18 protein-coding genes and 2 pseudogenes are annotated in these 23,189 nt (G+C 68.7%); 12 read left to right on the forward strand and 8 right to left on the reverse strand.

The features are described from left to right. Nucleotides 1-137: 137 nt before the first annotated feature. The 5 genes and pseudogenes from LDL48_RS29875 to LDL48_RS29895 form a co-directional block, all read right to left on the reverse strand. Nucleotides 138-949 (reverse strand): annotated as a pseudogene (locus tag LDL48_RS29875) (SAM-dependent methyltransferase). 49 nt (nt 950-998) lie between these two features. Continuing rightward, nucleotides 999-1,787, reverse strand: coding sequence for a GOLPH3/VPS74 family protein (locus LDL48_RS29880; RefSeq protein ID WP_225257843.1), 789 nt, complete (start codon nt 1,785-1,787; stop codon nt 999-1,001). Then, nucleotides 1,784-2,806: an acetamidase/formamidase family protein gene (locus LDL48_RS29885; RefSeq protein ID WP_225257844.1), complete on the reverse strand. Its 1,023-nt coding sequence runs from the start codon at nt 2,804-2,806 to the stop codon at nt 1,784-1,786. Before LDL48_RS29885 ends, LDL48_RS29880 begins: the two co-directional genes overlap by 4 nt. A gap of 3 nt (nt 2,807-2,809) precedes the next feature. Next, a complete protein-coding gene (locus tag LDL48_RS29890; RefSeq protein ID WP_225257845.1) occupies nt 2,810-4,240 on the reverse strand; it encodes an APC family permease in 1,431 nt (476 codons plus the stop codon). 168 nt (nt 4,241-4,408) lie between these two features. Further along, on the reverse strand, nt 4,409-4,642 hold the full coding sequence (locus LDL48_RS29895) for a hypothetical protein (RefSeq protein WP_225257846.1): 234 nt from the start codon (nt 4,640-4,642) through the stop codon (nt 4,409-4,411). 1,148 nt (nt 4,643-5,790) lie between these two features. Between LDL48_RS29895 and LDL48_RS29900 the strand changes: the two genes are divergently transcribed. The 5 genes from LDL48_RS29900 to LDL48_RS29920 all read left to right on the forward strand — a co-directional run bounded on the left by LDL48_RS29900 (nt 5,791) and on the right by LDL48_RS29920 (nt 11,271). Continuing rightward, entirely contained in the window at nt 5,791-7,299 is a 1,509-nt protein-coding gene (locus LDL48_RS29900; protein WP_225257847.1) for an XRE family transcriptional regulator, read from the forward strand. Between the two features lie 39 nt (nt 7,300-7,338). Beyond that, nucleotides 7,339-8,403 carry an asparaginase gene (locus tag LDL48_RS29905; protein WP_308016491.1) on the forward strand — a complete coding sequence of 355 codons (1,065 nt, stop codon included), beginning with the start codon at nt 7,339-7,341 and terminating at the stop codon, nt 8,401-8,403. Next, nucleotides 8,396-8,869: a PPC domain-containing DNA-binding protein gene (locus LDL48_RS29910; RefSeq protein ID WP_225257848.1), complete on the forward strand. Its 474-nt coding sequence runs from the start codon at nt 8,396-8,398 to the stop codon at nt 8,867-8,869. The genes LDL48_RS29905 and LDL48_RS29910 overlap by 8 nt, the downstream gene beginning before the upstream one ends. A gap of 153 nt (nt 8,870-9,022) precedes the next feature. Continuing rightward, entirely contained in the window at nt 9,023-10,387 is a 1,365-nt protein-coding gene (locus LDL48_RS29915; RefSeq protein ID WP_225257849.1) for an NsdA family TPR-like regulatory protein, read from the forward strand. Between the two features lie 11 nt (nt 10,388-10,398). Next, nucleotides 10,399-11,271 (forward strand): LLM class F420-dependent oxidoreductase, encoded by an 873-nt coding sequence (locus LDL48_RS29920; RefSeq protein ID WP_308016492.1) that lies wholly within the window; start codon nt 10,399-10,401, stop codon nt 11,269-11,271. A 45-nt stretch (nt 11,272-11,316) separates the two neighbouring features. Here LDL48_RS29920 and LDL48_RS29925 read toward each other — a convergent pair whose 3' ends face one another. The 3 genes and pseudogenes from LDL48_RS29925 to LDL48_RS45175 form a co-directional block, all read right to left on the reverse strand. Next, complete coding sequence (locus tag LDL48_RS29925) at nt 11,317-11,769, reverse strand: hypothetical protein (RefSeq protein WP_225257851.1); 453 nt, start codon at nt 11,767-11,769, stop codon at nt 11,317-11,319. A gap of 120 nt (nt 11,770-11,889) precedes the next feature. Then, the gene (locus LDL48_RS29930; protein ID WP_225257964.1) at nt 11,890-12,582 is read right to left on the reverse strand and encodes a LysR family transcriptional regulator substrate-binding protein; all 693 of its coding nucleotides are present in this window, start codon (nt 12,580-12,582) and stop codon (nt 11,890-11,892) included. A gap of 86 nt (nt 12,583-12,668) precedes the next feature. Next, nucleotides 12,669-12,785 (reverse strand): annotated as a pseudogene (locus tag LDL48_RS45175) (LysR family transcriptional regulator); the annotation flags it as partial. 136 nt (nt 12,786-12,921) lie between these two features. Between LDL48_RS45175 and LDL48_RS29940 the strand changes: the two are divergent. From LDL48_RS29940 to LDL48_RS29970, 7 genes are all read left to right on the forward strand, one after another. Beyond that, a complete protein-coding gene (locus tag LDL48_RS29940; RefSeq protein ID WP_225257852.1) occupies nt 12,922-13,617 on the forward strand; it encodes an HD domain-containing protein in 696 nt (231 codons plus the stop codon). Between the two features lie 23 nt (nt 13,618-13,640). Then, nucleotides 13,641-14,012, forward strand: coding sequence for a hypothetical protein (locus LDL48_RS29945; RefSeq protein ID WP_225257853.1), 372 nt, complete (start codon nt 13,641-13,643; stop codon nt 14,010-14,012). Nucleotides 14,013-14,191: 179 nt separating this feature from the next. Beyond that, on the forward strand, nt 14,192-16,114 hold the full coding sequence (locus LDL48_RS29950) for an Hsp70 family protein (RefSeq protein WP_225257965.1): 1,923 nt from the start codon (nt 14,192-14,194) through the stop codon (nt 16,112-16,114). 42 nt (nt 16,115-16,156) lie between these two features. Beyond that, complete coding sequence (locus LDL48_RS29955; RefSeq protein WP_225257854.1) at nt 16,157-18,157, forward strand: AfsR/SARP family transcriptional regulator; 2,001 nt, start codon at nt 16,157-16,159, stop codon at nt 18,155-18,157. A gap of 171 nt (nt 18,158-18,328) precedes the next feature. Continuing rightward, nucleotides 18,329-21,124, forward strand: a complete 2,796-nt coding sequence (locus tag LDL48_RS29960; protein WP_225257855.1) for a LysM peptidoglycan-binding domain-containing protein — start codon at nt 18,329-18,331, stop codon at nt 21,122-21,124. Between the two features lie 62 nt (nt 21,125-21,186). Further along, on the forward strand, nt 21,187-22,359 hold the full coding sequence (locus tag LDL48_RS29965) for a hypothetical protein (RefSeq protein WP_225257856.1): 1,173 nt from the start codon (nt 21,187-21,189) through the stop codon (nt 22,357-22,359). Between the two features lie 300 nt (nt 22,360-22,659). Further along, complete coding sequence (locus LDL48_RS29970; RefSeq protein ID WP_225257857.1) at nt 22,660-23,037, forward strand: hypothetical protein; 378 nt, start codon at nt 22,660-22,662, stop codon at nt 23,035-23,037. Nucleotides 23,038-23,189: the final 152 nt, after the last annotated feature.

The following is a 23,189-nucleotide window of genomic DNA, read 5'->3' on the forward strand; positions in this document are numbered from 1 at the left end:
GAATGGTCAAGCGCCGAGCGCAGCGGGATGGTGATGGCAGCCCGGCGGGTGCGCCGTAGGCGGATGCAGGTGTACGTGCGTCTGCCAGATCGCGGTGAAGGCGTCGGTTCCGGGGCTAACCGCACCAGTGGAGTTGTTCATGGTTTTCGTGCCACTCCGCAGAAGACGTCGACCATGGCCGGGACATCGGCGTCGGGGTCTGGTCGCCAATGGCTGGTGGAGATCACGCCGGGCTCGATGAGGTCCAGTCCGTGGAAGTAGCCGGCGATCTGGTGGGGGTGGCGGGCGATGTAGGGGGTGCCGGCTTCGATCGAGAGGCGGGTGGCTTCGTTGCGTTCGTCGGGGTGGATGACGTTGGTGCCGTCGTTGATCACGACGTAGCTGCCCGAGGGGAGGGCGGATACCAGCCGGTCGACGATGGTGCGGGCCTGGTGGTAGTCCATGACGTTGCCGAGGATGCCGAGCATCATCAGCGCGATCGGCTCGGCGAAGTCCAGGATTTTCTCAGCGCCTTGCAGGATGTCGTCCGGGTGGTGCACGTCGGCGTGGAGGTAGTCGGTGACGCCCTGCGGTGAGCTGGTCAGCAGCGCCCGGGCGTGTGCCAGCACCAGCGGGTCGTTGTCGACGTAGGCGATCCGCGCGTAGGGGTCGATCCGCTGGGCGACCTCGTGGGTGTTGTCCCGCAGGGAAGACCAGTGCCGATGTCCAGGAACTGCCGGATCCCCTTCTCCCCCGCGAGGTCCCGGACCGCGCGGATAAGGAATCGTCGTGATTCCCGAGCGATACCGACGATGCCCGGGAAGGACTGCATGATCTGTTCGGCGAGGGCACGGTCGGCGGCGAAGTTGTCCTTGCCGCCCAGCCAGTAGTTCCACACCCGAGCCGAATGCGGAACTGACGAATCGAGTACCACGGGAGGCTGCCGCTCGTCCGGCGAAACGCCCGTCATGACGGGCACCACCTGGACGGAGCTGCGGCGGGTGGGTTGTGGTGGAGGGTCATCGCATCGCTGCCACGGCGAGGTCACCGCGGCCGGCGTCGACTGCTTGGACGACGGCGGCGATGGCCGGGTTTTCGTGGGTGGTGACGATGTGCCACAACTGCTGGATGAGTTCTGTGGTGGACAGGCTGCCGTCGTAGAGGAATTCCGCCAGTTCGAGGGCGGCGATCAGGCCACACAGGGCGGCGCATTCGTCGTCGGGCGCCGCGTGCCGGTTCCGGCGCGGCTGACGGTGGTGGGTGACGGCATCACGGATATGGGCGCGGGCCCGGACGGCGTAGCCGTAGTGCACCGGCAGGTGGGTTTCGGTCCTGACGAGCCCGCCGAGGCGGCGGCGTTCGGTGCGCTGTATCAGGCCTACGGCGATCAGGGCAGCACGAACGCGTTCATATAGGTCGGGGGTGGCGAACGAGCGCAGCCACGTCCGCAGCTGGTCGTCGCTGCGGTCCTCACGCACGGTGCGTGTGACGGCGGCCAGCGCGGCGTCCAGCGGTGGGTTCGCGGTCGGGCCGGGTCGGTACACGGTCAGCCGGCCCGGTTGGGTTTGCCATTGCCGGCGGGCGCTGTGGTAGATGTAGCCGATCGCGACGTGCCCCTTGTGGGACAGTTCCAGCAGCAGTGCTCCGGCCAGGCCGAGGGCGAGGGCCTGTTCGTTGATCAGCAGGGTGCCGGTGTCGTCGTCGTGAGCGAGGAGGTACAGCTCGGCGTGCAGCGGCAGGACCGCTCGGGGGTCGAGGCGAATCGTGGACACGGTGCGGGCCTTGCCAGCAGTCACGAACACGGTCATCGCGCACCGATCCCCGGGGCGGCGGCCTGGGGTGTGGCGCGCAGCCGCTGGTGGGCACCGTCGTAGACGGTGGCGCCTCGCAGCAGCGGCTTGGGCAGGCAGGCGAGCATGGTGTAGTTCGGGTCGCACACGTTGCCCACCGGCGCGGTGCCGGCCTGCGCGACGAGCTGATACGCGTCGAGGGTGTCCAGGCCGGTCAACTCGGCGGTCCAGCCGACGAGATCGTGCTGGCTGATCCGGAACGCGTCTTCCAGGGGGCGGGCGCAGCCGACGGACATGATGGCGGTGTCGGACTCGATGCGTGGCCACCGTGTCGGTACGCCTTTGATGACTTCGACGGCGAGGGTGGTGTGCATGGCGACTTCGACCGCAACCCCGCTCGCCTCGCCGTGGCCTTGGCGGGCGTGGCCGTCGCCGAGGCTGAGCATCGCGCCGTGCACGTTGACCCCGAGGTACAACGTGGTGCCAGCGCGCAGTTGCGGGGTGTCCATGTTCCCGCCGTGGGCATCGCAGGTGATGCTGCTGCGGGCCTCGAACCCGGCCGGGGCGACGCCGACGGTGCCGTGCATCGGCTCCAAGGCCAGGTCCGCGGTGTAGTCGCCGTTGCGGGCGCGGTAGCGCACCACGCCGGCCTCGGCGTCGATGTCGTACAGCCACACCCGCTCCTCCAATGGTGGTTGCAAAGTGGCGGTGTGCGTAGTCGAGGTGAGGGCCCCGAAGTGCGGGAACGTGCTGGACACGCCGATGGTCCGGGCCGGGACGAGGGACAGTAAGTGCACGGCGAGGGTGTCGCCGGGCTCGGCGTCGTCGATGAAGAACGGCCCCGTGACCGGATTCAGGTACGGCATGGTGCAGACCTGCGACGGCAGGTCGTCCACGGTGGTGACCGCACCGCCGAAGCAGTCCTCCGTGTACGTGGACAGCGTGTCACCGGAGCGCAGCGTCGCCACCGGCATCGCGCCGCCGAAGGTGTACCCGTAGTCCTTCGCGGTGGGCGTGAACGTGTGGTGTTGTCCCATGGCTCACACCCCCTCACGCACGGGTGCGCCGAGATGGGGCACGGGGGTGAACCCGGACAGCTGCGGGCGCCGGCCCGTGAGGTACAGGCCGATCAGCACCAGCAGGCCTAGGCCGATCCACGCGAGCCCCAGCTTCTGCGCCGCGACGTTGGCGTTCCACACCACGAACCCGAGGATCGTGGCACCCGTCAGGGGCATCAGCAGGTGGGCGAACAGGTTGCGGCTGCGCTGCCGGTAGAGGTAGTAAACGATCACGGACAGGTGCAGCAGCAGGAACGCGGTCAACGCCCCGAAGTTGATCAGACTGGCCAGCAGGGCAGTACCGTCGTCGCGCTTGTTCATGGAAAGCCCGATCCCGAGCGACACCAGGGCGACGAGCCAGATCGCGTTGCGGGGCACGTTGTGCTTGCGGGACACCTTCGCCAGCGGACTCGGGAGTTGTTTGTCGCGGGCCATCGCGTACAGCAGCCGCGAGATGGCCACCTGCGCGACCATCGAGTCCGGCAGCCCCCAGGCGATCGCGGTCGCGAACGCGCACAGTGTGCCCAACCACGGCCCGGCGGCCACGGCGGCGGCGGTGTAGAACGCGGTCCCTGCGGGGTCCCCGTTGGTGATCAGCGCTTGAGGGTCTGGGGTGAGGATGGCCGCTACCCAGGTCTGGGCGATGAACAGCAGACCCGTGACCAGCAGCGCCCCGGCCATGGCCCGGCCGATCACCCGCGCGCCGGCCTTCGCCTCCTCGGCCAGCATCGAGATGGCGTCGAAGCCGAGGAACGACAACACCGCCACCGACGCCGCAGCGAGTACCAGTGCCGCCCCGAAGGTGTCCGGGTTGTACAGCGGGTCCCACGTCCACCGGCCTTTGCCGGTGGCGATGGCCCAGGCGCCGAAGCCGAGAAACAGCAACAGCACGCCGAGTTCGCCGATCAGCATGATCCACGTGAACCGGGCGGTCACTTTGATGCCCCGCGTGTTGACGAGGGTGTTCGCCGCGACGAACGCGAGCAGCCATCCCCACACAGGGACTGCCGACAGCACCGGGACCGCGGACAGGCCTGCGTGCAAGGCGACCGACGCCACCAGATACAGCAGGGACGGCACGAGGACGTAGTCGAGCATGATCGCCCACCCGGCGATGAATCCCACCGCGGCGCCGATGCCCCGGCCGACGTAGTTGTAGACCGACCCTGATAGCGGGAAGGCCTTGACCATCTGGGAGTACGAGAACGCGGTGAAGATCAGCGCGGCCACGGCGATCGCGTACGCCGTGACCACCATGCCGCCCGATGCAGAGAACACCGCACCGAAGATCGCCATCGGCGCGATCGGCACCATGAAGATCAACCCGTACGCGAGCAGGTCTCGGAACCGCAGCGCCCGCCGTAGCTGCTGCTGATAACCGAACCGTTGCAACTCATCGACCGGATACGACACCGGGGAGATCCCTTCTCTGGCTATTGAGGGATGTGGACTTCCGTAGGCCAAGGGCGGCATGCGGGAAACGGGAGGTTTCGGAGGCAGGTCATGTGGCGCTGGCTTGCCGCGGTGAGCTTCGCGCCACCCGCCGCCGCGCCCCGTCCTGGCAGCGACGGCGGGCGCGGTCTAGGTACGCGGGACGAACCTCGCGTCGTTGACTGTCCCGGCAACTTCGATCCGCGTGTCCAGGCGGCCCAGCACGTCGGCTAACGCTTCGCAGGCCCAGCGGCCGGTGGTCAATGCCGGACCGAGCCTGGCCGCGCCTGCGCACGCCCGGCGCTCGATGATGTCCGCATCGATCGGCCTCAGTCGACAGCCGCACACGGTCATGTACTCGCGTTTCGAGTCGGCGAACTCCATCGGCCAAACGGTGCTCCGCGCCGGCAGAACAACGGGCCGCACCGCGGATAGGGATTGCTTAGTCGGGCCGGGCCGGCGAGGTCGCGATATACAGGTGTTTCCTTCGACTCCGATGCGAGTGGCCGCTGGGCCGCCATCACGGCCTCGCGGCCGTGCAGTTGGTCGCGCCTTGATCTGGCGCGCCAACCGCACGGCCGGGTCAGGCCACGACACTCGGCGGAAGGCCGTGACCGGACGCTTCGGGCAACTCTCACCCTCGCGGATGAACGGCGGCCAGCAGCTGTGCCGGGCGACTGGAGTCGCCGGCTATTGCTGCCGCGGCGCGTGGGCGCGGTGGCATTGGCCCCGTAGATCCCTGCAGCCGTGATGACAGCCGCAGCATGAGTTCGCGATCGCCAAGTCCGGCTCACGTCGGACACGCACCGGTCAGCGTCATCACGCTCGTGCAACCGGTAGATCCACACCGCCAGTCCAAACCAAGATGACGGGGACAGGCCGCGGACGACGGCGTCGGCGCGGAGAGCGGCCGGGCCGCGGATTGCCCCCGAGGACGGCCCCACGCGGAGCACGTTCGACGTATCACGGCGTGCGGTGGGTGTCGGTGACCCGTTGACGGTCATCACGTGCTCCTCGGCAGGGGTCGGGACATGTCGCCAGCGTCGCGGCTGTCTGGACGGCCGCTTGGCGAGCTACGCATCGATGTGTCGCTTGTGGTGTGCCTACGATCACCGACAGTCCGCGAGGGCGGAACCCCGAATTACTTGGAGAGTTAGCAGGAAAGTTGGCAGCAGACATGGTGCTGACCTGCGGCCCCTTAACGCCAGGAGACGGCCGGGAAGATCATCACGTCGAAATCCGGGGTTACGCTCTGGCTACACCGGACAGCACCGCGCGGTCGGACAGTCACGGTGGACTCGCTCCTGTCCGTGCCGGAGGTTCGCATTGATTTTGCCCATACGTGCGACGCCATCGCCTGGCCACCGAGCTGATCCGCCTCCGCGAAAGGCACGGCTACTGCACCCAGCGGCTCGCGGCGGCCGTCGGCTTCCCCCGACAGCGCGTGAGCCAACTACAGAACGAAGGCATGGCATTCGACCGTTGGTCCCGACCCGTGTGGTTCGCCGTGCCGGACCCTGAGGAGCTACACGGTGGACGACGCTAGCAACCCCAACACCAAGCTGATCGCTGCACGCAGACGGCTGCAGTCGCCAACCGGTTCTGGGCATCCGATGTCGCGGCAAGAACTTGCCGAAGCGGTCAACGCCTGGCAGTGGTCCAGATACCAGCGCGAGGACCGGCTCGACGAAACCGACGTCGGCAAGCTCGAACGCGGTGAGACCCACTGGCCAGGCCTCACGCGCCGGGAAGGTTTCCGCGCCGTCCTGAGGGCTACGACCGACGCTGAACTCGGCTTCTACCGCAACCGGCGTTCACGATCACCCACCGCTGCCGGCACCGTGGCCCTGGCCCCGTTGCTGCCGTCGCTGCTGACCAGCTCGTCCATCGCTGCACGCGGACCTGAATCACGGCAGCCAGAGCAGCAGGCACTGCTTTCTGCGGCTGGTCGGTTCTTCGACGGAGAGTCCGTGGACGCGCGGATCTATCCCGCCGTGGAGGACGGACGCGTCCTGGCGACGGTGCCGGCGGACTTCGCCGGCAACCGGTTCCTGACCCGAGCCCGCCGAGGACTTGTGGTCGGAGCCGTCACCGATGACGAACGCGTGATTGGCTACGGCCTCGACACTCGACAAGCTCGCCGGCGGCTGGCCAAAGCCGAGCCGGGATCGCGTCTGCTCATCCCTCCCGCCTACGTTCTGGACGACATCACAGTCGGGATTCTCTGGGCCGTCGTCAACCTCGACGAACCACTGCTCAACGACGATGCGCTGCTCGCCGACCTCCAGCAACAGCTCGGCCCCTACGAATCCCTGCCAACCTCATCACTCGGGCGCGATCCAGCGTCCGAACTCGCCGCGGTGTCACAGATGTGGTTGGGCAGCTACTTCTGCGCCCACCACATCCTGCGCCATCTCAACGGCATCGCCGACATCCCGCAATTCTGGACCCGCGAGCAACGCGGCGAAGAGGCCAGCACCTGGCTGCTGTTCCGCCACAAGTACGACTACCTACGCGCCATAACCGACCGGTTCACCGGCCAGCCGCTCACCCGCGCCCTCTGCATTCCGTCAGCCTCGGTCACCGCATCGCCTCCCGGAGAGCGCATCCTGCTGCTCCTAACCGCCGCCCTGATGGAATCCTTCAACATCCGCGTCAACGTGAGTGCCGATCCGGAGTACGCGGCCGTCGAGGGCTTCGTCCTGGACAACGACCGCCAAGCGATCGTCGCGAACTGGATAGGAGCCGAGGGGATCTGGCAGGTCGGCGTGACAACGGACCGGCCCGCCATACGCGACTACGGTGATCTGTCCTCACACACCAGCGCTCACTCGGTCGTAGCCGGTACCTCCGCCAGCCGTCGCCTCCAGGCAATGGCGGACTATCTAGAATTGGACTGGTCCTGGCTGGTCACTCGCTGCGCGCGGCTCGGCGACTACGGCTGTGCGGGGTTCGCCCAGCCCCGTAGCCGACTGCTGTCCATTGTCGGCGTGGACCGTGCCTGTCGGTACCTCGGGCAGGCCGGCACAGCAAACCATTAGGCTCCGAGAATTCGTCCCATTGAGGTGGAGGACAACCCTGTGCCCGCTGCATCCGAGCCACGCCGGGTCCTCGTGGCCAGCCTGGGCGGTACGATCGCGATGACAACCAGTACGAGCGGCGGCGTCACACCGGTCCTCTCCGCAGATGACCTGCTGGCAGCCGTACCCGGCCTCGCGGATCTCGGCGTGGCCGTCCAAACGGTCGACTTTCGCCGGCTCCCTGGGGCGTCACTGTCCTTCGACGATCTGACAGCCCTGGCGACGCTCCTGCGAGAACGGCTGGCCGACGGCTTCGACGGCATCGTCGTCGTCCAGGGAACCGACACCATCGAGGAGACCGCCTACCTCCTCGACCTGTACCACCACGGGCCACAACCCATCGTGATCACCGGCGCCATGCGCAACCCGACACTGGCCGGCGCTGACGGACCAGCGAACCTGCTCGCCGCCGTACAGACCGCCGCGAGCCCCACCGCCCGCAATCTGGGCTGCCTGGTCGTGCTCGCCGACGAGATCCACGCAGCCCGGCGCGTCCGCAAAACCCACTCGACCGCCGGATCAACCTTCCAATCCCCGACCGCCGGACCACTCGGCTACCTCGTCGAAGGTCAGCCCCGGATATTCAACCGGATCACGAACCGAACCGTCGTACCGACGCCGACCCACCAACCCCGTGTAGCACTGCTGACAGTCAGCCTCGGCGATGACGGCACACTCCTGAACGGCCTCGCGGATCTCGTCGACGGCGCCGTGATCGCCGGCTTCGGTGTCGGCCACGTCCCGCAACACCTGGTGCCACAGCTGCATTACCTCGCCGATCAGTTCCCTGTCGTACTCGCCAGCCGGACCGGCGCCGGCTCCGTACTCACAACAACGTACGGCTTCCCGGGCTCAGAGCGCGACCTGCTCAGCCGAGGACTGATCTCGGCCGGATTCCTCGATCCACTCAAGGCGCGCATCCTGTTGTGGACCACGCTCGCCGCCGACGCCGACCGCAAGTCAATCGAAGCGGCGTTCAGGGCTGCCAGCGGCTGCGGCGATACCGCGGCGTGGCCTTGGGCGCAACGCCACGAACGCGGACCGGAAGAGGCGGAGGATGCGTAGTCAACAGGTCGACATCGGCCGGACCTTCGTGGTGGCGTTTGACCACGGCGAGGACTTCTTCACCGCCTTGGACGAGTTCTGCCGCACCAACCGGGTTCGTCAGGGCGTCATCTCATCCTTCATCGCCGGCTTCTCGCAGGTAGAGATCGTCGGTACCTGCAGAAAACTCGAAAACCCGCAAGCTCCCGTCTGGTCAGCCGTCCACCTGACCAACGTCGAAGTCCTCGGCAGCGGAACCATCGCCTACGACGAAACAGAGCAACGGATACTGCCGCACATCCACGTATCCGTCGGCCTCAAGGAACACAGCGCCACAGCGCACACCAGCCACCTGTTGTCAGCCAAGGTTCAGTTTCTCACCGAGATGCTCCTCGTTGAAGTGTCGAGTCCGGTCCTCCGACGAGAACGCGATCCCGAATTGTATGACGTCCCACTCCTGCGGTTCGACCGCGCGTCGCACTCGTAGGGCGCGGAATGGTCAACGGTCTTGGACTCCGGACGCCAGCTAGATCCATTTCGCATGTGGCGCCGGTCGCAGGATGTTTGGGCTGCGTCAGGTGTAGCTTGATCGCTGCTGGTCGGACCGTAATCCTGGAACCTGACGAGGAGGTATGCCGCGATGGGTGAACGCAACCAGGCGAATGCCAAGCTGACCAACGCCCGCTTGCGGAAGGCGTCCCCAACAGGCTCGGGACGCCCGATGTCGCGGCAAGAATTAGCTGAAGCGGTCAACACCTGGCAATGGCGCGTCCACGGAAAAGAGGACCGCCTGGACGAAACCGACATCGGCAAGCTCGAACGCGGTGAAACCCGCTGGCCCGGCCGCGCGCGTCGCGACGGATTCCGCGCCGTCCTCGACGTCCACACTGACGCCGAACTGGGCTTCTACCGTCACCGGCGACCACAGCGCCGCCCCTCAACGCCCGAGCCGCCCGACGAACTGGCCAACACGCTAAGTCTAGAGAGCGATCATCAGATCACGGCCCCGACCCAATACCGCCGGGACAGCGCCGACCTAGATCTCATCGAACTCGCCTCGGCACTGGACCAAGGCGGAATCAGCACGGGCGAACTGACGGCCGCTGAACTGGCCTGCGAACGACTGGACGCGGACTTCGCCCAGACTCCACCCGCCGATGCGCTCGCCAAGATCCGGGTCCTGATGGAGCTTGTCTCTGCCCGACTGCACCAGTCCCACACGCTGCGCCATCACGAACGGCTAGTGAGGCTGGCGGCGCGTCTTGCCGGACTACGCGCCTGGGCCTGCTTCGACCTCAACGAACACCACCAGGCGGACCGGTGGTACGCGGTAGCGGTAGCCGCCGCCGACGAGGCCAGGGCTTGGGGACTCGGCGCGTGGTTGTTGGGCGCTCAGAGCCTCATCCCCTGGCACAATCGCGATCTCCGCCGCACGGGCGAGCTGATCGAGCGCGGCATCTACTTCGCCGGCCAAGGCTCAGACGCGACGACCCGAGCTTGGCTGCACGCACTGCACGCCCGTACCTCCGCGGGCATGGGGAACAACGATGGTTTCGACACTGCCTACGCCGCGGCAGAGAAAGCAGCCGAATACTCCAGCGAGCGCGACCGGCGTCATGGCATGGACTTCGCCCACGGCACGCTCGATCTGCGGTACTACGTCGGCACGAGCAAACTACTGCTACATCAGCCAGAACGAGCCTATCCGGAGCTAGCCGAAGCCCTCGCCGCATTACCCGGGTCCCACACCAAAGCACGCGCGGTCCTGCGCCTCTACATGGCAGACGCCGCTGTGCACATCGGCGACATCGACCAGGCAACTGGCCTTACTCAGCTGGCATTGACCTCCACCATCCACCAACCTATCGTGCCAATCCTTCAACAGGCCCGCCGAATTCGGCGACTCGTCCAGCAAGTTGATGCTCGCGCAAGCAACACCTTGAATGAACTGGTCCACGAGTTCGGCTGTGCCCTCAGCGGCGTGGCCAGCCGAGCGAAGTCATGAATCTAGCCGGCGTGGGGGTGTGGACCGCCCAATTCGACTTTCAACCCGCCTCGGTCGTACGCGACTCAGTCCAGGAACTCGAAGCTTTGGGATACACCTCCGTATGGGTCGGCGAGAACGTCGGCCGCGAGCCCATCAGCCAGTCTGGCATCCTGCTGGCGGCTACCCAACGCACCATTGTCGCAACCGCCGTCGCGAACCTGTGGGCGCGTGACCCACTATCGACGGCAGCAGCTCACCAAACCCTCGCCGAGGCTTACCCCAACCGCTTTATCCTCGGCCTCGGCGTCAGCCATCCGAAACTGGTCAACGACATACGCGGCCTGTCCTACGGACGGCCGTTACAAGCCACGCGTGACTATCTCGCGGCGATGGACAGCGCTGCCCAGCACTACAGGGCTGTACCAGCCGAGGAGGCTATTCGTATGCTCGCGGCGCTCGGCCCCCGCATGCTAAGGGTCGCGGCGGAGCACACCGACGGCGTCCACACCTATCTGGTCCCTCCCGAACACACCGCTCACGCCCGACAAATCCTTGGAGCAACCAAGCTATTGGTGCCAGAACAAGCGGTCGTACTTGACAGCAACAAGACCCGAGCACGCGAGATAGGACGACAACACCTCCGCCGATATCTCACCCTGCCCAACTACACGAACAACCTTCGTCGGCTCGGCTACACCACCGACGACCTGGATCGCCACGGCAGTGACCGGCTCCTGGACGCTCTGATCGCTTGGGGCGATGAAGCTGCCATCGCGGAGCGCGTTCGCCAACACCTCGAGGCCGGCGCCGATCACGTGTGCCTACAAGTCCTCGACCCCGATAGTCGAGGACTCCCACTACCCCAATGGCGCCGTCTCGCAGGCATCATCCCAGCAAGTTGAACTGTCTTATTATCCGATCGTCCGTAGCCAGCCCCACATTGCCACTCAGTCGAACCAGTTGAACAGCAGATCACCGAGTCGGGGTGGACGGTGATAGGCCACGTCACGTCGTTCATCCGCTGCGAGTTCCTGAAGATGGCGCTCGGTGAGCGGTTCGTTGAGTTCCGCTTGGTCGGCCACCGAGAATCCGCGAGTGGAGAAGACCTCGCTCCCAGGCACGTCTGCGAACACCGCGGCGGACTCCTGCGGGCTACCGCCCTCGGCTGCGGCCACCACCAGGGCGGCCGCGTTGAACAGGATGGCCCCCGCGGCACCGTCTCGGGCTCTCACGCTGACCCGGTAGTAGTTACGGCCAACAGCGGGTTCCTCGGCACCGGCAGTGACAGCGCCGCCGACGCTTCTCACCGCGTGGTACACGGCGGCGAGCCAACGAGCACGGGCGGCGTGATCGACGTGAGGCTTGGTCACACCCGGCCGCAGCAGCTTGAGGATCTCCACGGGATCATCTTCCGGCACCGCCCTACGAACGTCGAACTCACCTGCTGCGGCACTACTGTGCCGCCGGGTTCAGACGATCGCGCGACCGCACGCGGAGTTTGCACGCGACACTGCCTGGGGTCAGGGGGTGTGGTGGCGTGTCGTGGTGGTGTGGGTGCGGATGGCGTGCAGGAGTGTGGCGGTGCGGGGGTCGTCGAGGGCGCCAGGGCGGTGGGCGGCGTGGAAGGTGATGGTGGGGAGGTCGGTGATGGGGATGGCGGTGAGGCCGGGTAGGGGTTGAACGCAGCCGGTGACAACGGCGGGTCCGACGCCGAGGGCGGCGAAATGGACGGTCAGGGGCCAGCCTTCGGCTTCGACGGCGACGTGGAGGGTGTGTCCGGCGTCGCGCATGGCGCGTTCGAGGCTGATGCGATGCGGTCGGGTGGGTGGGGGGACGACGAGTTCTTCGCCGGCGAGGTGGTGCAGCCGGACGGTGCGGCGTCGGGCGAGGGCGTGGTCGTCGGGGACGAGTAGGACTTGGGGGTAGGTGGCGACGGGCACGGTGATCAGGTCGTCGGGTTGGACGTCGAGGACGGCGACGCCGAGGTGGGCGCGTCCGGTGCGGACCGCGGCGAGCATTTGTTGGCGGTGGGTGTGCAGCAGCCGCAGGCTGCCGGGTTGGTGGGTGAGGGTGGTTTTGATGATGTCGCCGAGGATGTGCAGGTAGGCGGCGTGTCCGGCGGCCAGGATGATGGGCCGGGTGGGCGGGGTGTTGCGGAGTTCGTCGAGGAATCGGGTGAGGCGGTCGTCGTGGTCGCGTGCGAACCGGGCGATCCGTTCACCGTCAGGGGTGAGGACGAGCCTGCGGCCGACTTTTCGTACAGCGGCCGGTCGAGTTCGCGGGCGAGGGTGGCGAGTTTGCCGTGCAGCGCCGGCTGGGAGATGTGCAGGGCGGCGGCGGTGCGGGTGAGGTTGAGGTGTTCGGCGAACACCACGAAAGCCGATAACGCGTCGGAGGAGACCCGTAGCTGACCCATAGCCTCACCCTATAGTTGGTTGTCGAATCCATAGTTCCGGCCGAAGCCACAAGCGACGATCATGGATGGCATGACGAACACTGGTGGTCCTTCCGCCTCCGCTTCTGTTTCTGTTTCTGCGTCGGTGTTGCGGGCGATGCCGTTGCATGCTGTCACCGAAGTTCACGGTGAAGCTGGCCTGCGTCGCCGGCTCACCCTCGAACTCGACCACCACCTCCCCGGCCCAGCCGCGGCGGTGGTCGCGGACGCCGCCGGGTGGGCCGGCCGGGTGCATGCGGGGCAGTGGCGCACCCGGGAGCCGTATCTCAATCATGTGCTGCGGGTGACGTTGCGGATGCTGTGTCACTACCGGGTCACCGACGCGCAGGTGCTGATCGCCGGGCTGTTGCACGACAGCGTCGAAGACCAGTCGTGGACGGTGGCCAGCCGGTCCGGTGGTACCGGTCCACCACCGCATGAGGACGCGTTCGCGGTGATCGCCGGCCGCTACGGCGACCGGGTGCAACGCCTGGTCCGGGCGGTCACCCAACCAGATCCGCGTCCTGGCACTGACCGGGTGCGCGCTTATCTCGATCACCTTCGTGGTGTGGTCGCGGGCGAGCCGTGGGCGCGGGTGCTGAAGTTGTCGGACTTCACCGACAACGGGGTCGGGATCATCCACACCACCGGCACCAAGCTGGACCGCTCCGCCCGCAAGTACGCCCCGGCCGTACCGGTGTTACGGGACCTGCTGCACCGCGACGACACCCCGCTGCCGACGGAAGTCAAACAGCACATCGACGCCCAGCTCGACCTCGCCGACCACCGCTTCGCCGCCATCCTCGCTGCCTGACCCACCCCACACCGGCAACCGAGATGGCCGCGACGACGGCGGCGGCGCATGGAAAGGAGCAGGTGGTGGACATCTCATTTCTGGACTGCTGCCACGACCCACAACTGCAAGCGTTACGGGTGCTGTACGAGTCGACGCACGACCTGGAATCGCTGCAACGCTGCACCGGCTGCGGCGCCTTCTGGTTCTACCGCTTCCACGAGTGGGTCAACTACTGCGGTGGAGACGACGACCTCACCAGTTGGTACACCCAGTTGACCGACGACGATGGCCGGCGCCTGCTCCGCCAGGGCGACCGTCCGGACCTGTCGTTCCTGGCCGGTTGTCCGAGTTGGATGGATGACCGTGACGGCGTTCGCCGGGTCGCTGGTGCCCCTACCGGTCCGCGCTCCTGACCACCATCAGCGGGTCCACTGTGGTGGTATGGGAAGGCGCCCGGAGCGGCTGCGAAGGCCGTGGCAGGCAGCAAGCGAAGCAGACACTCGTACGCTCGGAATATTTCGTCCAGATCGATTGGTGTTGATCAGTGATCGTGGGGTGACGCATGGACGATCGTCTGTTTGACTTGACCGTCATGCAGCCCGCCGAGCCGCATCTGGTGATCGATTACGGCACCGCCTGCACCCAGGCGGTGGTGGTGTGGCCGGGCGGGGCGTGGGAGCCGTTGACCTTCGACGGCGCCCTCGAACTGTCCAGCGCTGTGCACACCGCCGGCGACGACGGTCAGGTGGTGGGTGCGGCGGCGTGGCGGCACGCCGCCACCGTCGCGGACGGGTTCGTGCCGTCGCCGCTGGCTGTGCTGGACGGCCCGGACAGCGGCGCTGTGACGGTGCCCGGCGGTATTAAGGTACCGGTGGCTGATCTGGCGGTGGCGACGTTGCGGCACGTCGGCGCGGTCGCGGCGGCTCGGGTGGGTGGCCCGATCACTGATGTGCGGATGGTGGTGCCGGCCGGGTGGGGCCCTCGCCGGCGGACCTGGTTACGGCAGGTGGCGCTCCGCGCCGGCCTCGGCCAGCCCCGGCTGGTCGAGGCACCGGTCGCCGCCGCGCAACGATGGCTGGCCGGCGGGATGCACCTGCCCGTCGGCGCTCTGCTGTTGATCTGCGATCTGGGTGCTGGGTGCGAGGCCACCGTGCTGCGCCGCGGCCCGGCCGGCTTCGAAGTGCTGTCTACCCTGGCCGACCCGCAGGCCGGTACCGCCGCCATCGACGATCACCTCCTCACTACCCTCACCAGTCCCGACGGCGCCGCGGCGGCGGACGGGGCGCGGTGGGCGACAGCGGCGGCGCTGCGCACGGCCCGCGAGTCCCTCACCCACCAGGCAGCGGTCACAGTCCCGATGCCGGCATCGGCACCGACCCTGGTCGTGCACGCCCATCTGGTCGAGGAGGCCGCCGCGCCGGTACTCACGCAGGCCGGGGACCTCGCCGCCCGCGCCGTCGCCGCCGCGGACCTGACCGTCGGGCAGCTCACCGGCGTGTACCTGATCGGCGGCGCCGCCGTCATGCCCGCCGCCGCACCCGCGATCGGCGCCCAGCTCGGTGCCGTACCGCAGGTCGTGACCCAACCGGGGTTCGCCGCCGTGCTGGGCGCCGCCGACACCACCACCCCCGCCGGCACGCAACCCGGAGCAGCCGCAGGACCGGCCGGAGTGCAGATGCCGCCGCTGCGGCGGATGGGGTCGGTCCTGATCGCCGGCGTCGCGTCGCTGGCACTGTTCGCCCAGATGCTGTTCACCGCGGACTTCGAGGGCGGCACCCGCCGGGACCCGCATTGGATCCTGGTGACCTGGGGCGAACTCACCCTGGCCACCACAGTGGCGCTGGTCGGTGCGCTCTCCGCCGCATCGTGGCTCGGCACCGCCCTCGCGCACGCCCAGCCCCACCTCCCCGCCCCGGGCAGGGCTGGGGAGGTGGCGGTGGTGCGCGCCGCCGGCGGTATCACCCTCGCCGTGCTCACCGGGCTGGCCATTGCCGCCCTGTACGCGGTCGCCGCCGCGGCGTACCTAGGGCTGTGGCTGTCGCTGAGCCTGCGATGGGCGGTACTGCCACTACTGCCGGTCACCGCCGTTCTCGCCGCAATGGCGTGGACGCTACGCGACCGCCAGCAGGCGCTGAACGAGGTGGATGCGGTGTTGGCGTTCCCGGCCAGCTCGATCGTGTTCACCACCACCGGGATGCTGCTGGTCGTGGTCTGGTGGTCGGTCTACCTCCCCCCGGCCCTGTCCAGCATTCAACCCGTCCTGCGCATTCTGGGCGGCGTCCTGGTGGGGATCGGCATCGCGTGCACGCTGGCCCGCTCTCTGCCCCTGCGTGGCGTGCTCGCGGTGTTCCTGGCGGTGTTTTGCGTCGCCGTCGCTGGCGCCGGCCACCGCACCCTCGCTCTCACCGGGGGGCCAGGCATTCTGGCCCTGCTCTACACCGGCGCCGTGACCGTCTGGGCCGTCTACCGGCTGTGGCAACTCACCCGGCTGCCCGTGACCGCCCATGCCCGCTAATCCACCACCCCAGCCTCAAGCCCGCTGTCGGATGGGTCGGCGGTGATCGGCGCGCTGAACCGGCTGGCCACCAGCCTGCTGGTGCTGGTCTTGGTCGTCGGGCCACCCGCCGCCGTGGTCGTTTGGACCGCCCGTCAGCCGTGGCGTGACCTCGACCGCGGCGAGGTCCTGGAGTGGGCTGGCGATCCCCCGCCGGAGGCCCTCGTCTGGCTGGTGGTCGGATCCGGGATCGCCGCGCTGTGGCTGCTCACCGCCGTCCTCGTGGTAAGGGCCGCTAGCGTCGCCGGGCGCCGCGCGTGGCGGCGGCTGCGGCGTCTGCCCTTGCCGACCCCGGCGCAGGCCACCGCCACCTCCCTCGCCGGGACCGCCATGCTCGCCCTGCCCGCCGGCACCGGAGCCCTGGCCGGGATCGCCTCGCAGCCCGCCGCCGCGGGCAACGCCGATCACGACTCCCACGACCCGCTCTCCTCCAGCGACGAGAGACCGATGCACGCTGCAGACGCCGACATCGCTCAGGGTGGGATCGCGTTGCCGGGCGGTGGATGGGTGCCGTATCCGACCGCGCTGGCAGTCACCGCGCTCAGCACCCTGATCTGGCTGCATCGCCGACACCGATACCAACCGGGCCCCCAGCCACTCGGCCACCACCGGCATGACGCCGATCTGCAACCTCTACCGGAAACCGCAGAGGCAATCACTGCGGCCGTCACCGCCGCCGACCCGACACCACCAGCGCCGACGCCCGCAGCCGATGTAGCCCTGCTGACGCAACTGCCTGCGGGCCGGCTGACCCTGTGCGGGCCCGGTGCTGCCGACGCCGCCCGCGGCCTGCTCGTGACCGCCGCCCTGCACGCCGCGCTACACCACAGCAGCCCGGTCGACGTTGTGCTGCGCCGGCACGACCTGCGACTCCTGCTCGGCACCGATGTGGCCGAGTCGCTGCCGCCGGGACTCGGCCTCGACACCACCACCGTGCCGGGGGATCCCGGCCATGAAAGTCACCCGGCCTACTCGCTCACGGCCGGCTCGATCCTGCGGGTGACCCGCCGCGGCGGGCCGTCGGCTGGCCGCAACACGTCGACAGCCCCGTCGGCGCCCGCTCCGGACGACGTCGTTACCGTTGTGACGGTCAGCGACCGGCCAACCGGCGCTGCCGGGTGGGACGTACGCGCTGACGGCGCCGTCAGCAACGCCGGCCCGGGTGTTCCGCGGCGGTTGTGCGTGCTCACCCCGCACGCCGCCACCGACCTACTGCGCCTGGTGCAACACCTCGGCAGTGCTACTCCCCCACCGTCCACCCCGGCCGAACCCGCAGTGGGGCCCGCCATCCGAGGCGAACCGGCCGGCCGGTTGAAACTGCTGGGCGGCTGCGACCTGTTCCTTGACGGCGCCCCGGTACGGCTGCGCCGGACCGCCGGCCTGCAGGTCCTGGCGTTTCTGGCCGTGCACCCGGACGGCGCCACCACCACCGACCTGGTCCGCGCGTTGTGGCCCGGCCACCCACCGGCCGCCATCACCAAACGCCTGCACACCACCCTGACCGACCTGCGCCAGCAACTGGCACCGCGCATCGCCGAACCCGTGCGGCGCCGCGACGAGCGGTACCTGCTCAACACCGACGCGATCACCAGCGACCTGCACGCCCTGCGCCACGCCGTTACCGGCGCCGCGGCGGCGCTCACCGCAGAAGAGCGTCAGACAGCCCTGCGCACCGTCATCGACACCTACCGCGGGGACCTCGCGGCCGGGTTCAGCTGGCCCTGGCTGCACCCGGCACGTGAACAGCTGCGCCGCGACCTCATCGACGCCTACCTGCAGATGGCCGCCGTCAGCAACTCCGCCCACGCTGTCGAGGTGCTCCGCGCCGCCGCGACCGTCGACCCGTACAACGCCGAGGTGCACCAGCGCGCCCAGAAGATCCTGCGCGCAACAGGTGACCACCACGCCGCCGACGCCCTGCACCAGGCCTACACCCAACGGCTCGCCGCCGCCGGCCTCGGCCCCACCACGGTCACCAACTCCACCACCGGACACCGCCGCTGACCTGCGGTTGTCATTCCGTGTGCGTGACTGTCATGAACTGTGCGCGCGCACCACCGACGCACGGGCAGCCACCGCACCTACCGTCACCTCCACACCAACCTGTCGCCGCTACCGACGGCCGGAACGGGCCGCCGAAAGCCGGCATCCGTCGGCTTCGTGAGGAGGTGCCACATGATCCGCTTCGTTGTCGCCGCCCGCACCACCGTGCTGGTCACCGCCTGGCTGATCGGCGCACCGCTCCTGCTCACCGCCGTCACCGGCCCACCCGTCCCCGAGCACTGGCCCACCGCCGAGCAGATCCACGCCTGGCTCGACGACCCGCACCACCCCGCCCACCAGGAGGCGACCGCCCGCATCCTCGCCTGGCTCGTCTGGGCGATCACCGCCGCCGCGATCAGCACCGTACTCACCACCTCCCTGCGCCGGCTGCCCTGGGCGGCATTCACCCGCTACCTGCCGCCACCGGTCCAGGGCGTGACCGCCGCCATGCTCGGCACCGCCGCGATCACCACCAGCGCCGCCCCCGCCGCCGCGGCCACGACACCCGTCGCGGTCACCGCGACCGCTCTCGACATACCGCAACGCCCGGACACGGCCGCCGGCACCGCCGTGGCGCCGGAGTCCGTGCCCGCCGATGCCGCCGCCGGACGGCACGCTGGCGCGAGACGTCCACCTGTCTACACGGTGGCGCGCGGCGACTGGATGGTCGACGTCGCCCAACGATTCCTCGGCGACGCCGACCGCTACCCCGACATCGCCCGCCTCAACCCGCACTGGGAACGCCGCGACCACCGCTTCCCCGACCACTGGCAAGCCGGTTGGACCATCGTGCTACCCCGCGACGCCCGCGACCACGGCACCCGCCCCCACGCCACCGGCCACCTCACCCCGCCGCCCCCGGCCACGCAGCTCCCGAGCAACGACACCCGGCCCGGACCGCGCACCCTACCGGCACCGTCCACCGCCGGGCCCTCGCCGATCACTCCCGCCACGTCGGCACCTGCCACACGCGCTGCCTCAGACGGTCCTACCGGCGATCACCGCGCCAGCATCTCACCGGCGACCACCCATGCGTCACCGGCCTCCACCGCACCACCGCGTCCCAGGGAATCCGAGCCACCGGCCACCGGCACCCCCGAACAGACCGGCGTGGACCTACCCGGCGGGTGGGTCGGGCTACCGTTGGCCGCCGCGCTGGCCGCCGCCACGGCCATGGTGTGGCGACGCCGCCGGCACCGCTACACGCCCACCCCGATCACCAGCGACCACCTCCACGACGCCGACCTGCTGCCCCCGCTTGCCGCGATGACCCGCATCCGGACCCGCCTGCGCCGCCCCTCCCCGGACATCCTCGACGAACACCCAATGCCGACGGTGCGCGAGTACCAGGTCGCCGCGGTCAAACCCGCGCTGCCGTCAACCGGACCGAGCGGCTCCGAGCTGGCCGGCGCCGCCGCCCTGCCACTGTCCACCGGCCTCGGACTGACCGGTGACGGCGCCCTCGACGCCGCCCGCGGGCTACTGGTCTCCACGCTCGCCTCCGGCCGCGACGACGACCCCGACGCCAAAGGCCGCGCCATCATCCCCGCAGCCACCCTCGCCACCCTGCTGGGCGCACCCGCCGCCGACCTCGGCCACATCGACCGGCTGACCGTCACCACCTCCGACGCTGACGCCATCACCCAACTGGAAGAAGAGATCATCCGCCGATCCCGGCTGCTCGGCGACGCCCAAGTGGCCGACGTGCACACCCTGCGCGACACCAACGTTCATGCCGAACCGCTGCCGCAGCTGCTCCTGATCACTGCGATCCCCGACAAAGCCTTCACCAATCGCCTCGCCACCGCGGTCAGACTGGGTCACCACGTCGACATCGGCGCCGCCCTGATCGGTGACTGGCCGACCGGCACCACCCTGACCGTCGCCCCCGACGGCACCACCGGCAACCACGACACCCCCCGCCTGGCCGTCCTCGACACCACTGCCACCACCGAGACGCTCAGCATGCTGCACGAGGCCCACGGCACCATCGACCACCCCGCACGCCTCCAACCGCCCAAGCAGCCCCACCTGCCCGCGACTGTGCCCGCCGAACCCGGAATCGTCGAGCCAGACACCAGACACGCCGACGACATCGCGCCGCCGGCCATCCCACCCCTGGCGCCAGCCGGCCGGCTCCCGGTCGCGGTCCGAGTCCTGGGCCGGCCTGCGGTCCTCGACCACAACGGACAACCCTCAACCGGAATCCGGACCAAAGCGCTCGAGCTGCTGGTCTACCTCGCGGTCAACCGGCACGGTGCCGACCTCAGCGACATCATGGAAGCGTTGTTCCCCGATGCCACCCTGCGCCGCGCCGGCGAACGACTCTCGACCGTTGTCGCCGACCTGCGCAAACACATCCGCCAAGCCGCCGCCCCCGCCTCCCCCTGCGCCGAGACAGCACAACCCCGCAAACAGCGGCTGGAGCCCATTCCCAACACCGGCAGCCGCTACCACCTCGACCCCGCCATCGTCCGCGTCGACTGGTGGACCGTCCTCGACCACTACGAGGCCACCGCCACCGCCTCCAACGACGACCAGCGCCTCGCCCACGCCAGCGCCGCCCTCGACGCCGCCGGCGGCGCCCTGGCCGAGGGCGCCGAATACGACTGGATCGACACCGATCGCGAGGTGGTCCGACGCCACCGCGTCCAGCTGCTCGCCCACGCCGCCGCGCTGCAAGCCGACACCGATCCGCACCGGTCGTGGGTCCTACTCGAACAGGCCTGCCAGCTCGACTCGCTCTCCGAGGCACTCACCTGCACCACGATGCACGCCGCTGCCGCCCTCGGCGACGCCGACGCCATCCGCCACCGGCTCACCACCCTGCACAACGCCCTCGACTCCCACGGCATCGAACGGTCCGAGCACACCGAGTCCCTCGCAAGCGAACTGCTGAGCCGGATACATCCACCGCCGCACGAGTGACATTTTCAAACGGCACGCCTCTGTGACCAGCATCCGCGCCCACCGCAGAAAGGTCTCCTGACATGCTGCGCACATCGGCCGCCGGCCCGCCGCCGGGCACCGCCGCACCACCCACGCGGGTTGGTGTTGAGCGGGCGGCCTGGACGTTCTACGTCATCGCAGCGCTAGGCTCTTCGATCGGGCAAATCTGGGTCGGCGTCCAAATACCGCCGTGGCCCGACGCCCTCCCGCTCTGGGCCCGCGCGCTGCTGGTCATGCCATTCGCCATCGTCATCGACCTCGGCGGCGCCGTAACCGCCGCCTTCGCCGACACCCGCCGCCGCCTCGGCGAGACCGCCTACGGATGGCGCCTGCTGTCCACCGCGTCGGTGGCCCTCGCCGTCGGCATCAACATCGCCGGTCACGCCAGCTCCCCGTATCTCGCCACCGTCTTCGGCGGCCTGGGAATCTTCGCCTACAGCGTCTGGCTGCTGCACTCCGCCGCCCGCCGCCGCGACGCGCTGCGAGGCTGCGGCATGCTGCGCCACACCGCCCCGGCCTACGGGCTGTGGCAATGGAAACGCGAACCAGCGATCACCTGGCGCGCCCGCACATTGGCCATCGACAACGGACACGGACTCGTTGAATCGCTGACCGCCGCCCGCACCCAACTCGCCGCCGAGGCACGGCGAGCGGCGCTCGCCACCCACATCGAAGCCAAAATCCGTGCCCGACACAGCCACGATCCGATCCTCGCCGCCATCGCCGCAACCACCACCCCGATCGACCACGTCGCACAGCAACTCATCGACATGATCGACGCCCACGGCTGGGCCCTACTCATTAATGCCGAGATCCAGCCTCCCAGCCCGGCCACGCCGCCAGCCGCCCCCGCCGCCCAGCCTCATCACACACACGATGACGCCCACCACCACAACAACGCTGACGAATGCAGCGAGGACAGCGATCGAGATGAGCGCGACCACCTCACCGACGTGCCGGCCGAACTCACGCGGATGATGCCCACCAACCCCGCCGCCTACCAACGCTGGCGGCGCCTTCGGGTCAAGATCAGCGAACGCCCCGACGCCACCAACAAACAACTCGCCGACGACCTGGCCACCAGCGTGCGTACCGTGCAACGGATCCGCGCCGTCGGCGCGGCAGGACTACTCGACTCCCCTCAACCCCCCACCGGCAGACTCCTCCGCCCGGCCCGCACCAATGGCGCCCCGTACCCCGATGCCACCTCATGACCGCCGACGCCCCGGCACTGCGAGATCGGCACGCAGACACACTCGACGCACCGACAACGGCGCGAATTGTCCCGCTGTAGCCTGTCCACGCCTCGGTTCGGGCGTCCAGCCGTAGTGGCGCATGACTGTGGTCCAGGAAGACGGAACCTTGATCCTGTACATAGACACAGGGGCGATTGAATGTCAGTGCGTGAGCAGGTATTCCTTCGGACTGAGCGCCCGCACGCCGAGGTGGCTCGACTGGCCGCTGAGCTACTCGGAGGTCAATTCCAGCAAGGAGCCGACCATAGCCAACTCCTGGTGGACACAGGCACTCTTGTTCCGGATGGATCCGGACAGTTCGGCGGGCCGGTCCTTACACACGAGTCCGAACGTCCCTACCGGCCGGGGGGCGAGTTTCAAGCGCTCGACCTCTACACCGTCGAGATCCGCCTGTGGCAAGCCCACGGACCCCGCGGCCACCGGAGCCCGGGCCGCGACATCGAAGCCGAAGCCGCTGCGGTCATCTTCGACACACTGGCCAAGGGCATCGACAACCCGATGATCCACGTGAGCCACACCGACAAACTCGTCAGCGCCTCCATGCCCGGAAAAGGCGTCCACGACTTCCCAACCGGCACAACGATCTACGACTGGGACCAAGAGAAGTGGGACGGCTACGTCGTGCTTGACGAGTGACTAGGGCAGCCGCCACGACCCAGAGAGGCCCTGCAACAAGGGGACGGGCTCGTACACCCCGAGGCGGGCCGCGAGCGATTCCACTCGGTGGCGACATCGTCGGCGGGCCGCTAACCCGAGAAGGGGTGACATGTCCCTACGCGTCGATCGCT

The sequence above is a fragment of the Jidongwangia harbinensis genome (genome assembly GCF_020216025.1).
Taxonomy (GTDB): Bacteria; Actinomycetota; Actinomycetes; order Mycobacteriales; family Micromonosporaceae; genus Actinoplanes; species Actinoplanes harbinensis.

What these genes read in the sequence shown, in the direction of transcription:
- LDL48_RS29915 (WP_225257849.1), top strand. Translation starts at nt 9,023, where the DNA reads ATGGGTGAACGCAACCAGGCGAATGCCAAGCTGACCAACGCCCGCTTG.
- LDL48_RS29950 (WP_225257965.1), top strand. Translation starts at nt 14,192, where the DNA reads ATGCAGCCCGCCGAGCCGCATCTGGTGATCGATTACGGCACCGCCTGC.
- LDL48_RS29885 (WP_225257844.1), bottom strand. Translation starts at nt 2,806, where the DNA reads ATGGGACAACACCACACGTTCACGCCCACCGCGAAGGACTACGGGTAC.
- LDL48_RS29945 (WP_225257853.1), top strand. Translation starts at nt 13,641, where the DNA reads ATGGCCGCGACGACGGCGGCGGCGCATGGAAAGGAGCAGGTGGTGGAC.
- LDL48_RS29960 (WP_225257855.1), top strand. Translation starts at nt 18,329, where the DNA reads ATGATCCGCTTCGTTGTCGCCGCCCGCACCACCGTGCTGGTCACCGCC.
- LDL48_RS29895 (WP_225257846.1), bottom strand. Translation starts at nt 4,642, where the DNA reads ATGGAGTTCGCCGACTCGAAACGCGAGTACATGACCGTGTGCGGCTGT.
- LDL48_RS29880 (WP_225257843.1), bottom strand. Translation starts at nt 1,787, where the DNA reads ATGACCGTGTTCGTGACTGCTGGCAAGGCCCGCACCGTGTCCACGATT.
- LDL48_RS29965 (WP_225257856.1), top strand. Translation starts at nt 21,187, where the DNA reads ATGCTGCGCACATCGGCCGCCGGCCCGCCGCCGGGCACCGCCGCACCA.
- LDL48_RS29940 (WP_225257852.1), top strand. Translation starts at nt 12,922, where the DNA reads ATGCCGTTGCATGCTGTCACCGAAGTTCACGGTGAAGCTGGCCTGCGT.
- LDL48_RS29910 (WP_225257848.1), top strand. Translation starts at nt 8,396, where the DNA reads ATGCGTAGTCAACAGGTCGACATCGGCCGGACCTTCGTGGTGGCGTTT.